The 11355-nt window shown below is 64.4% G+C and carries 7 protein-coding genes; 3 read left to right on the forward strand and 4 right to left on the reverse strand.

Annotation, left to right across the window (positions count from 1 at the left end; translation table 11 throughout):
- Positions 1-47: 47 nt before the first annotated feature.
- Positions 48-1460: a dihydrolipoyl dehydrogenase gene (gene lpdA, locus AWB82_RS35285; protein ID WP_086973901.1), complete on the forward strand. Its 1413-nt coding sequence runs from the start codon at positions 48-50 to the stop codon at positions 1458-1460.
- Here lpdA and AWB82_RS35290 read toward each other — a convergent pair.
- On the reverse strand, positions 1457-4912 hold the full coding sequence (locus AWB82_RS35290) for a response regulator (RefSeq protein WP_086973896.1): 3456 nt from the start codon (positions 4910-4912) through the stop codon (positions 1457-1459). The two genes, lpdA and AWB82_RS35290, sit on opposite strands and share 4 nt — an antisense overlap.
- 452 nt (positions 4913-5364) lie before the next feature.
- On the opposite strand from AWB82_RS35290, the gene AWB82_RS35295 reads away from it, so the two are divergent.
- Positions 5365-6774, forward strand: a complete 1410-nt coding sequence (locus AWB82_RS35295) for an MFS transporter (RefSeq protein ID WP_086973897.1) — start codon at positions 5365-5367, stop codon at positions 6772-6774.
- Between the two features lie 60 nt (positions 6775-6834).
- A complete protein-coding gene (locus AWB82_RS35300) occupies positions 6835-7062 on the forward strand; it encodes a hypothetical protein (protein ID WP_086973898.1) in 228 nt (75 codons plus the stop codon).
- 6 nt (positions 7063-7068) lie between these two features.
- Here AWB82_RS35300 and AWB82_RS35305 read toward each other — a convergent pair whose 3' ends face one another.
- The 3 genes from AWB82_RS35305 to AWB82_RS38940 form a co-directional block, all read right to left on the reverse strand.
- Positions 7069-7827, reverse strand: a complete 759-nt coding sequence (locus AWB82_RS35305) for a TetR/AcrR family transcriptional regulator (protein WP_086973899.1) — start codon at positions 7825-7827, stop codon at positions 7069-7071.
- Between the two features lie 161 nt (positions 7828-7988).
- Positions 7989-9203, reverse strand: a complete 1215-nt coding sequence (locus tag AWB82_RS35310) for a trypsin-like serine peptidase (RefSeq protein ID WP_235023577.1) — start codon at positions 9201-9203, stop codon at positions 7989-7991.
- Positions 9204-10284: 1081 nt separating this feature from the next.
- Positions 10285-11355, reverse strand: a 1071-nt coding sequence (locus AWB82_RS38940) for a hypothetical protein (RefSeq protein ID WP_407643081.1), incomplete at its 5' end; no start/stop codon positions are given.

Genomic DNA, 11355 nt, shown 5'->3' on the forward strand with positions numbered 1-11355 from the left:
CTCCCACGCCCGCCCCTCAGGTTTCCGGCGCGAAAGCCGATTTCGACGTGATCGTCATCGGCTCCGGGCCCGGCGGCTACATCGCCGCGATCCGCGCCGCGCAACTCGGCCGCAAGGTCGCGTGCGTCGAGGAATGGATCAACCCCGCCGGCAAGCCGAAGCTCGGCGGCACCTGTTTGAACGTCGGCTGCATTCCGTCGAAGGCGCTGCTCGCGTCATCGGAACAATTCGAGAAGGCGCAACTGCATTTCGACGAACTCGGCATCAACATGGACAACCTTTCTGTCGACATCGGCAAGATGGTCGGCCGCAAGGAGGCGATCGTCGAGAAGATCACAGGCGGCGTCGAATTCCTGTTCCGCAAGAACAAGATCACGTGGCTCAAAGGTCACGGCAAGCTCGCGGGCAAGGACGGCGGCAACTTCAGGATCGAAGTGAGCGGCGACGGCAAAAGCGAGACGCACAGCGCGCAGCACGTGATCATCGCGACGGGCTCGAAGGCGCGTCATCTGCCGAACGTGCCGGTGGACAACCGAATCGTCTCCGACAACGAGGGCGCGCTCGCCTTCGATTCCGTGCCGAACAAGCTCGCCGTGATCGGCGCGGGCGTGATCGGGCTGGAACTCGGCTCGGTGTGGCGCAGGCTCGGCGCCGAAGTGACGATTCTCGAAGCGCTGCCCGAGTTCCTCGGCACGACCGATACGGCGCTGCAAAAGGAAGCCGCGAAGCTCTTCAAGAAGCAAGGGCTGACGATTCATCTCGGCGTGAAAATCGACGGCGTGAAGACCACGGATTCGAGCGTCTCCCTTTCGTATCAGGACAAGGACGGCAACGCGCAGACGCTCGAAGCGGATCGCCTGATCGTGTCGATCGGCCGCGTGGCGAACACGGACGATCTGGGCCTCGATTCGATCGGGCTGTCAGCCGATGAGCGCGGGTTCATTCCCGTGGACGGCCATTGCGCGACGAAAGTGCCGAACGTCTACGCGATCGGCGATGTCGTGCGCGGTCCGATGCTCGCGCACAAGGCGGAGGACGAAGGCGTGCTGGTGGCGGAAATCATCGACGGGCAGAAGCCGCACATCGACTACAACTGCATTCCGTGGGTGATCTACACGCATCCGGAAATCGCGTGGGTCGGGCAGACGGAGCAGGCGCTGAAGGCCGAAGGCCGCGCGATCAAGGCCGGCCAGTTTCCGATGCTCGCGAACGGCCGCGCGATGGGCATCGGCGAGACTGATGGCTTCATCAAGATCATCGCGGATGCGAAAACCGACGAGATTCTCGGCGTGCACATCATTTCGGCGAACGCGTCGGATCTGATCGCCGAAGCCGTGGTCGCGATGGAGTTCAAGGCGGCGAGCGAGGATATCGGGCGCATTTGCCACCCGCATCCGTCGCTTTCCGAAGTGATGCGCGAAGCGGCGCTCGCGGTGGACAAGCGCGCGCTCAATATCTAGACGCGCCTCGCCATCCACACGCGCAAGAGCGAGTAAAGCCGGTCGATGTCGATCGGCTTTGCCAGATAATCGCTCGCGCCCGCCGCGAGACATTGCTCCTGATCGTCCTTCATCGCCTTCGCCGTGATCGCGATGATGGGCAGCTTCCTGAAGCGCGCGTCCTCGCGGATGCGCCGCGTCGCTTCGAGTCCGTCCATGCCGGGCATCATCACGTCCATCAGCACGACGTCGATCTCCGGATTTTTGTCGAGCGCCTCGATCGCCTCGAAACCGTTGCGGCCGATATCCACCTTCAAGCCCTGATGCTCCAGCGCGCTCGATAGCGAGAAGATGTTGCGGATGTCGTCATCGACGAGCAGCACGCGGCGGCCATCCAGCACGCGGTCGCGCGAGCGCGAGACGTGCAGCATCGCCTGGCGGTCCGCCGAGAGATCCGTCTCGACCTTGTGCAGGAACAGCGTGACTTCATCGAGCAGACGCTCCGGCGAGCGCGCGCCCTTGATGATGATCGACTGCGAGTAGCGCATGAGTTCCGCTTCCTCGTCGTGCGTGAGTTGGCGGCCCGTGTAGACGATCACCGGCGGGAACGAATACGCGTCGATCGCGGCCATCTGGCGCAACAGGTCGCCGCCGTGCATGTCGGGCAGCTTCAGGTCGATGATCATGCAATCGAAGATGGTCGACTTCAGCAGTTCGAGCGCCTCGCGGCCGAACTCGACCGGCGTGATTTCCACGTCCGTATCGCTGATCAACTCGACGACGCTCTGCCGCTGACGCGCATCGTCCTCGACGAGCAACACGCGCTTGATCTTCTGGCTGCTCTTTTCTTCGAGCCGCTGGAAGATTCCGGTCAGTTGCTCGCGCGTCGTCGGCTTCACCGCGTAGCCGATAGCGCCGAGATGCAGCGCGGCCTCGCTCCTGTCCGACGCCGACACGACATGCACCGGAACGTGCCGCGTCTTCGGATTCGCCTTCAGTTCCTGCAGCAACACGAGCCCCGAGCGGTCCGGCAAGCCGATGTCGAGCAGAATCGCGTTCGGCGCGCGCTCCTGCGCGAGCCTGAGCCCCTCGCCCGCCGTGCCGCTCACGATGCAGCGATACCCCAGTTCGTGCGCGAGATCGAGCAGCACTTGCGCGAAGCCCGGCTCGTCTTCGACCACGAGCACGAGGCGTCGGCCGGGCGTGAGATCGGCGCGATCGTCGTCGATCACGTGAACGACTTCGACCGGCTCTTCCGCCGGCGCGCGCTTCTCCTCGATTATCACGGGCGCGGGTGCTTCCACGACAGCGCTCGGCAGCGCGCCGGCCGCGCCGTAGACGGGCGGCATGGTCAGCGTGAAGGTGCTGCCGACGCCCTGCGTGCTGCGCACCGCGATATCGCCGCCGAGCAGATGCGCGAGACTGCGCGAGATCGACAAGCCGAGTCCCGTGCCGCCGTAGTGACGGCTCGTGGTGCCGTCGGCCTGCTGGAACGCTTCGAAAATCGCTTCGAGTTGATCCGGCGCAATGCCGATGCCCGTGTCCGTCACGACGAACTGCACCGCGCCGCCGCCCGCGTTTTTGAGCGCGAGCGAGACCGCGCCCGCGTCGGTGAATTTCACCGCGTTCGAGAGCAGGTTCTTCAGGATCTGTTCGAGACGGCGGAAATCGGTCGTGAGCGTCGGATAGTCGTCGATCTCGTTTCTGAGTTCGAGCTTGAGTTTTTTCTGCCGCGCGAGCGGCTCGAAGGTGCGCGAAAGCGAATCCATGATGCGCTGCAAGGGCACGTCTTCGATATGCAGGTCGAGCTTGCCCGCCTCGACCTTCGAGAGATCGAGAATGTCGTTGATCAGATTGAGAAGATCGTTGCCCGCCGAATAAATCGTCTGGGCGTACTTGACCTGATCGTTCGTCAGATTGCCGGGCTTGTTCTCGGAGAGCAGCTTCGCGAGGATCAGCGAACTGTTGAGCGGCGTGCGCAATTCGTGCGACATGTTCGCCAGAAACTCGGACTTGTAGCGGCTCGCGCGCTGCAGCGCTTCGGCGCGCGCTTCGAGCTCGCCTTGCGCCGAGTTGAGCGCGACATTGCGCTCGTCGAGCACGCGCGCCTGCTCCGCGAGCTGGTCGTTGGTCTGTTCGAGTTCCGCCTTCTGGTTCGCGAGATAAGCCTGCGCCTGCGAAAGCGCCGTGGTCTGCTGTTCCAGTTCCTCGTTGGTCGTGCGCAGTTCTTCCTGCTGCATCTGCAACTCTTCGTTCAATTGCTGTGTTTCTTCGAGCACGCGCTGCAGGCGCTCGCGATACTGCGCCGCCTCGACGAAATCGCCGATATTGCCCGCGATCGTCTTCAGGAATTCCTGGTCGCGTTCGGTAAGCGCGTGCATCGCGCCCAGTTCGATCGCGCCGTTCGCCAGGCCTTCGTTCTCGATCGGCACGATCGCGAGGCTCGCGGGCGCGCTCGCGCCGAGCGCCGACGTCACCTTCCAGTAACCGGCGGGCACGTCGTTCAGGCTCGTCAGCCTGCGCGCATGCACCGCCTGTCCGACGAGGCTGTTCACGCCCACGAGCGATTCGGGAACCGGCGCGCCGTCGGGATCGAACCCGAAGCTCGCGGTGCGCTTCAACGCGCCGTCGCCGTCGAGCACGTAGAACGCGCCCATTGATACCTTCAGATAGTCCGCGAGGAAATCGAGAATCGTCTGGCAAAGATGATCGAGCGATTGCCGGCCGATCACCTTCTGCGCAAGCTGAGTCTGCCCTTCGCGCAGCCACGCCTGCTCCTGCAGCGCGCGCGTCTGGCGTTCCATCTCACCAATCGCGGCGCCGAACGCACCGGAAAGCTGCATCAGCTCGCGCCTGCCGAAGATCGCGAGAATCACCGAGAGCATCAGGCTCAGAAACAGAAAGACGCCGACCGTGATGCTGGTCAGCTGCTTCGAGGATTCCACGCGCTGCAAGCGCAAGGTCTGCTCGATGTTGAGAAACGCGGAAAGCTCGCGCTCGGTCTCCGCGCGTTCGGCCGCGCCGCGCCCGGCGCGCACGAGCGCAACGGAATCCTGCGCGTGGCGGCGCGCGTCGATCATGCCCTCGGCGACCTTGTCCCACTGCATCTGCAACGCGCGAATGCGGATCAGGCGATCGACTTGCGGCGTGTTGTCGGAGACGAGATCGGCGAGCGTGTCGATGTCGGCGCCGAGCTTCGGCTTCGCGGTTTCATAAGGCGCGAGAAAGCTTTCGTCGCCGGTGATGAGGTAGCCGCGAACCGCGCTTTCCTTCTCGCTGACGAGCCGGCCGATCTCCTGCGCGTTACCGATCACGCGCTCGGAATGCTCGACCCAGTTAAGGCCCGAGAGCAGATACAGCACGAGCGCGACGAACGCGATCGCCGTGACGAGGCCCGTTCCGAGCGGCAGCGCGATGTTGCGAAAGAGAATGCGACGAAAGCTGGCCTCGTCGACGCCGGACCGCAATGGCATAAACAGCTCCGATATGGCGCGAACGTCACGCGCCAAGCCGATGTCTCGAAGCGGCTCGTACGACGGCGACGAACGCGAAAGTTGCAGTTGTAGTTCTGGTTTCAGGCGGTGCGCATCATAACCGGACCGACTCCGCCGCGTGGCGGGCCGCGGATGCGCGCGCGAAGCGTAGCACTGTAGCGCTTTTTGGAACGTTCGTTCGGATGTTTTATCGGGGCGAACGGTCGCGCGAACCACCGCGCACGCCGTCGCAATTTCCGTTCTCCCGCTTCTCCGACCTCGCCTTTCGCGCGCGGCGAACTATTTTTTTCCGGATTGCGTTTATTAATTATAGGTACATATAATAAACCAGCGTCGAAACCGGCGGGCCCCCGCTTCGCGTGAAGACCGGCATGTCGCCGGACCAGTGACATTCATGGACGGTGCGAGCCGTCGACAACGAGGAGTGGCTCATGTCGCAAGCAGAGCTTCACACCGGCCCGGCATTTCCGCCGCGCGCCGGGCATTCGACGGCATCTGACCGGGGCGATGCGTGGAGCGGGAGCGTGCCTGTCGAGGAGTTCATCGACGCGCACCGCTTCTCGCGCTTTCAATGGACGCTGATGGGCGTGTGCTTTCTGATCGTGCTGATCGACGGCATGGACACGGCGGCTATCGGTTATATCGCGCCGGCGCTCGTAAAGGGCTGGGGCATTACGAAGGGCGCGCTCGCGCCCGTGTTGAGCGCCGCGCTCTTCGGCCTCGCGGCGGGCGCGGTCGTCTCCGGTCCGGCGGCGGACCGCTTCGGACGGCGCGCCGTGCTCATCGCCGCGACTGCGTTCTTCGGCGCGATGAGTCTCGCGACCGCGTTCTGCGGCTCCGTCGAATCGCTCGTCACGCTGCGCTTTCTGACGGGCATCGGTCTGGGCGCCGCGATTCCGAACGCCATCACGCTCGTGTCCGAATACGCGCCGGCGAAGAGCCGCTCGATCATCGTCAACACGACGTATTGCGGTTTCACGGTCGGCGCGGCGCTCGGCGGCTTCATTTCCTCGTGGCTGATTCCGGCGTTCGGCTGGCATAGCCTCTTCGTCGTCGGCGGCGTGCTGCCGCTCGTGCTTGCGCTGTTCGTCGCGATGCTCGTGCCGGAATCGGTGCGCTATCTCGTCAGGCGCGGCGCGTCCAAGGAGGAGATTTGGACGCCGCTCTCGAAGATCGCGCCGCTCGATCTCGCGCGCATCGATTCGTTTCGCCTCTCCGAACGCGCGCCGACGCACGCGAAGTCGTCGGTCGGCGCGATTCTCTCGCGCGACTACGTTGTCGGCACGCTGATGCTGTGGCTCGTGTACTTCATGGGCCTCGTCATCTTCTACCTGCTGATGAGCTGGATGCCGCTGCTCATGAACGAAGCCGGCTTCACGCCCGAGCGCGCCGCGTGGCTCACCGCGCTCTTTCCGCTCGGCGGCGGCATCGGCACGATCGCGTCGGGCTGGCTGATGGATCGCTGGAACGCGAACGTCATCGTGATGCTCGGTTATCTGCTGACCGCCGTGTTGATCTTCGTGGTCGGGCAGGCGATCGGCAACATCGGACTCGTGAGCGCGCTGATCTTTCTCGCGGGCACGACGATGAACGGCGCGCAATCGTCGATGCCCTCGCTCGCGGCGATGTTCTACCCGACGCAGAGCCGCGCGACCGGCGTTTCGTGGATGTACGGCGTCGGGCGTTTCGGCGGCATCGCGGGCGTCGCGCTCGGCGGCCTGTTCGCGCAATGGAAGCTCGGCCTGCCGGCGGTGTTCGCGTTGCTCGCCGTGCCTTCGGTGATTGCGGGCATCGCGCTCTTCGTCAAGCTCAAGGCGCATCCGGAAACCGAACGCGCCTGATTTTCGCGGGCTGCTCGCGAAGCGGCCCGCTTCATTTCATCGTAACGACAGGAAGCAAAGATGAGTCAGGAACTGGAAGTGTTGAGCGGCAAGCTGCATGGTCTAACCGCCGCGCTCAGCGTGATCGCGGCGGCGTTGCCGCAACAGGCGTCGGCGGATGTGCAGGAAACATTGCGCGACATGATCGGCGAAACCGTGTCGTCGGACTTGCCCGAAGCCACGCTCGCGTCGATGCATTCGACGATCGCGCAAGTTATCGAGTCGATGGAAATCGGCTTGCGGCGCTGAGCTTTCTCATGCGGCGCGAGGCGCGCGTGTCGTCTTCGGCTTCGCGCCCTTCTTCGCGCTCGCCGGTTGCTGCGCGCTCGCCTGCGCCTCCAGTCCGCCGACGATGAAGCTCGTCAACTGTTCCAGCGTTTCGCTCGCGTCCCACGGATCGCACGCGCCCTTGGCGAGCACGTCGAGACGATGGGTGTCGGAGAACGCGTAGAGATACGCGCCGATCATCATCGTCACGCGCCAGTAGAGATCTTTCGCGGGCAGGCCGGGCAGCGCGGCACGCAGCGCTTCGACGTAGGCATCGGTCGAATCGCCGTAAGCGGTGCTGCGCAGGTTGTACGAAAACTCGGGCGGCTCCGTGTGCAGGCGCGCCTGCAGACGAATGAACGCGCGTCCGCCGTCGGTCTTGCGCAGCGCGACGAGCGGCAGCAAAAAGGCGCGCACGATGTCGCGCACGTTGGCCTCTTTTCCGTCGATGAGTTCATGCAGGAGCGTCACGCGTTCTTCGGAAATCAGCATCGCGCGGCGCAGGAACACTTGCTCGAAAAGCTGCTGCTTGGTTCCGAAGTAATACGTGATGAGCGCCTGCGTGACGCCGCACGACGCGGCCACTTCCTTGAGCGACGTGCCCGCATAGCCGCGCTGCGAGAAATCGACCTCCGCTGCGTCGAGAATGTTCTCGCGTTGATTGATATTCCCCGCGGGGCGGCCGAGTCGCTTGCGCTTGCTCGATGCGCCATGTGCGCGAACGTGGGTGGTGTCGTCTTTCGTCATGCCTGAGCAGTGCTGCCGATGAAGTGAAAAGCCGGTTCGCTTCGTATTCTACGGGCGTTTCAGGCATGCTCCGGCGAATTCGTCGGAATCGAAAAAGATCGTCGATGCCGAAAGATGGCGGCCCGCGCTCCGTTCGAGCCGGCGGGCCGCCGAAGCCGACGCTAGTTGCAATATCCCTGCGACGCGAACGTTCCGCCCTCCGGCGCCGCGCTCGCGCACAACGTGTTCAGCAGCGACGCGATGTTGCCCGATCCGTAGATTCCATAGGTCGCGTTCGGATACTGCGTGTTCTGACGAAACTGCGACGCATAGTTGTCCTTGTTCGCGTTCGGATCGGACGAGCCCCACGAGGTCACGCCGACGATCGCGAGATTCGACGAATTGCCCACGACCGCGCCTCCGGAAAGAGCGGCGTCGCGCGGCCTGAAGTTCACAATCCACGGACCGCCGCTTGCGCCGCTCGTGAGATTGCTGCCCTGCCAGAGTTGTGACGCGCCGCTGACGGTCGTCGTGTAGGTCGGGCCATCGGTGCGCTGCATGATCGCGCCGCCGTCGAGCAAGGTGGGATAGCCGAAGGTCGTGACGGCCGCGGTCTGAAGATTGCCGGTTTTCGGCGACGATATGAAGGAATAGTTGTTCCAGCCATAGCTCAGATAACCGGTGAGGTCGCCGATGAACTGATTCGCCGTGTTCTTCCGGATCGCGATCACGGCGATATCGTTGTTGCGCGCCGCGCCCGACCCGGTATCGGTGCCGTTCGCCCACGTCGATGGCCGCACGAGCGCGGCCCAGTTCCACGTTCCATACGGCGCGAGCTGGGCGCTCGTGGCGCCGGACGCGCCGTAATGTCCGGGGCGGAACTGCCAGTTCGTGAATATCGTGCTTCCGCTGCCGAAGTTCTGGATGCAGTGCGCCGCCGTGACGATCACGCTTCTGCGGATCAGGCTCGCGGAGCAGTAGCCAGCACTGAATGTGAGCTTGCCGATCGCCCGATACGGATACGTCGTACTGAGATAGTTCGCGCTCGTGGTGCCGGCCGCGCTCTGATTGCCGTCCTGCACGCGACCGGTCGTGTAGGGAATACCGAAGTCGCCATAGGCTCTCGTCTGCGCATTGCTCACGATACCGCTCGGCGTATTCACGCCCGGCGTATAAGGCCCGGCGCTGGTTTCCGGCACGATCCCGGATGTGTCCGGCGGCGCAAGCACGTTGACGACAGGCTTGAGGCTCGACAGGTCCGCCGGCGCCTCGCGCGAGGCGGCCGGATTCGTATTCACGACGGCTTCATCGTCCGCATTCGCCACGCCTGCGCCCGCTATCGACAGTGCGACGATCGCCGTCGCCTGCACGCACGCGACTCGTTTCGATCTCTTCATGACACCCTCCGGTTGATAGATACGACGAGTCGGATGATCCGTCGATCTGCCTTTATTTGGATTCCTAAGTCTTATGAACAACACATGGCCGACTGGAAGATCCTGCGTTCGTGTTCTGATTCGTCGGATGCATGACGGCGAGTCGTCGACTCTGGCCGGGGCGCGCGCTTTACTGCGACGAATCATGGCGCGCGGCCGTGCAATAGATCAGGAAAGCGAACTATGAATAACTCTAGTTCAAATTTGCGCCAATCTCGATCCGGAGTATTTGGTCAGCGGATTGGGGCGGCGCCGCGGCCGTTTGACCGATCGCGCGTTCGATTGCGGTCTACGCCACAGAGCGCGTTTGACGACAACCGTTCCATACAGATAGCCTACATTCACCGCATTAAAACCTTTCACCGAAAATCGGCGCGGGCCGCGATCCACGCGAGCGTTGCGATCGTCTTGCGGCTTCGACATGCCATGCGTGCGCTGTCGCTAGCCGGCACGCCGGTCTCGATTTCGGCGCGCTAGACCCGGACGTGCGTATGCATTTCCGGCTCGGCTGCCATCCGCAAACGTTCTCTGCGCGTTCCCGCACTGCGCGAAATGACGACGCCCTCGCGTCCGGTTAAGTACCGCACAGAACGCAACGTATAGCCTGTCATTCTTGCCCCACATCGCGTTCGACTCTCCATCGACGCGTGGCGAAGAAACATTACAAGGGGCACACATGAGTAATCCTAAAAAATTCAAATTGAATACCGCGATCAAGCTCAGCGTGATTGTGATCGCGGCGGCCATGTCCAATTTCGCTTCCGCGCAAACGACGGGGAGCCCCTGCAACCAGGCATCCGAGGGGTGTGCGCCGATCGGCCCGAGCGCCGTGATGACGGTCGCAGCGATGGACTCACAGACGAGCATGTCGCCGTCGACGAAACCGACGGTCGAAACGCTGTCGGCGGTTGTGCCGCTGCTAGAGGGCGGTCGCGGAGGCCAGGGATCGACTGGAGCGGCCTCGGGCGGTGGAAATTCGAGCGGCTCGGGTGCGGGTGCGGGTGCTGGATCGGGTGCGACCGCAGGCAGTGGTCAAGGCTCGTCAAGCAGCGGGCCGGGCGCGACGGCAGGCGCCGGCGGCAGCACCAGCGGCGGAGGCAAGGGCACGGGATCGGGATCGGGATCGGCTGGAGACGGAAACGGTAGCCCAGGGGCCGGGGGTTCCGGCGGCGGGAACTCCGGCGGTGGGAACTCCGGTGGCGATTCCGGTGGAGATTCCGGTGGCGACTCCGGCGGAGACACGGGTGGAGACACGGGTGGGCATGGACACCACGGTCATGGGCATGGTCACGGGCATGGCGATGGTGACGGCGATGGCGATGGGCATGGGCATGGGCATGGCCACGGCGACGGTCACGGCGATGGCCATGGCGATGGCCATGGCGATGGCCACGGCGATGGCCATGGCGATGGCCACGGCGACGGTCACGGCGATGGTCACGGCGATGGCCACGGGGACGGTCATGGCGATGGCCACGGCGACGGTCACGGCGATGGCCACGGCGACGGTCACGGCGATGGCCACGGCGACGGTCACGGCGATGGCCACGGCGACGGTCATGGCGTTGGCCACGGCGATGGCCACGGCGACGGTCATGGCGATGGCCACGGCGACGGTCACGGCGACGGTCATGGCGATGGCCACGGCGACGGCCACGGCGACGGTCACGGCGATGGTCACGGCGTTGGTCATGGCGATGGCCATGGCGTTGGCCACGGCGATGGCGACGGCAACGGTCACGGCGACGGTCATGGCGATGGCCACGGCGACGGTCATGGCGATGGCCACGGCGACGGTCACGGCGACGGTCATGGCGTTGGCCACGGCGACGGTCATGGCGACGGTCATGGCGTTGGCCACGGCGACGGTCATGGCGATGGCCACGGCGACGGTCATGGCGACGGTCATGGCGTTGGCCACGGCGACGGTCATGGCGACGGTCACGGCAACGGTTCTTCGTCTGGCGGTCATGGCAGCGGTAGCGGCAATGGCGGCGCAGCCGGCGGCCACGGTGGCGGCAACGGCGGTGGTGGCAACGGCGGTGGCGGCAACGGCGGCGGCAACGGCGGTGGCGGTAACGGCGGCGGCGGCAACGGCGGCGGTGGCCACGGC

It is taken from the genome of Caballeronia glebae, assembly GCF_001545035.1.
In the GTDB taxonomy this organism is placed as follows: domain Bacteria; phylum Pseudomonadota; class Gammaproteobacteria; order Burkholderiales; family Burkholderiaceae; genus Caballeronia; species Caballeronia glebae.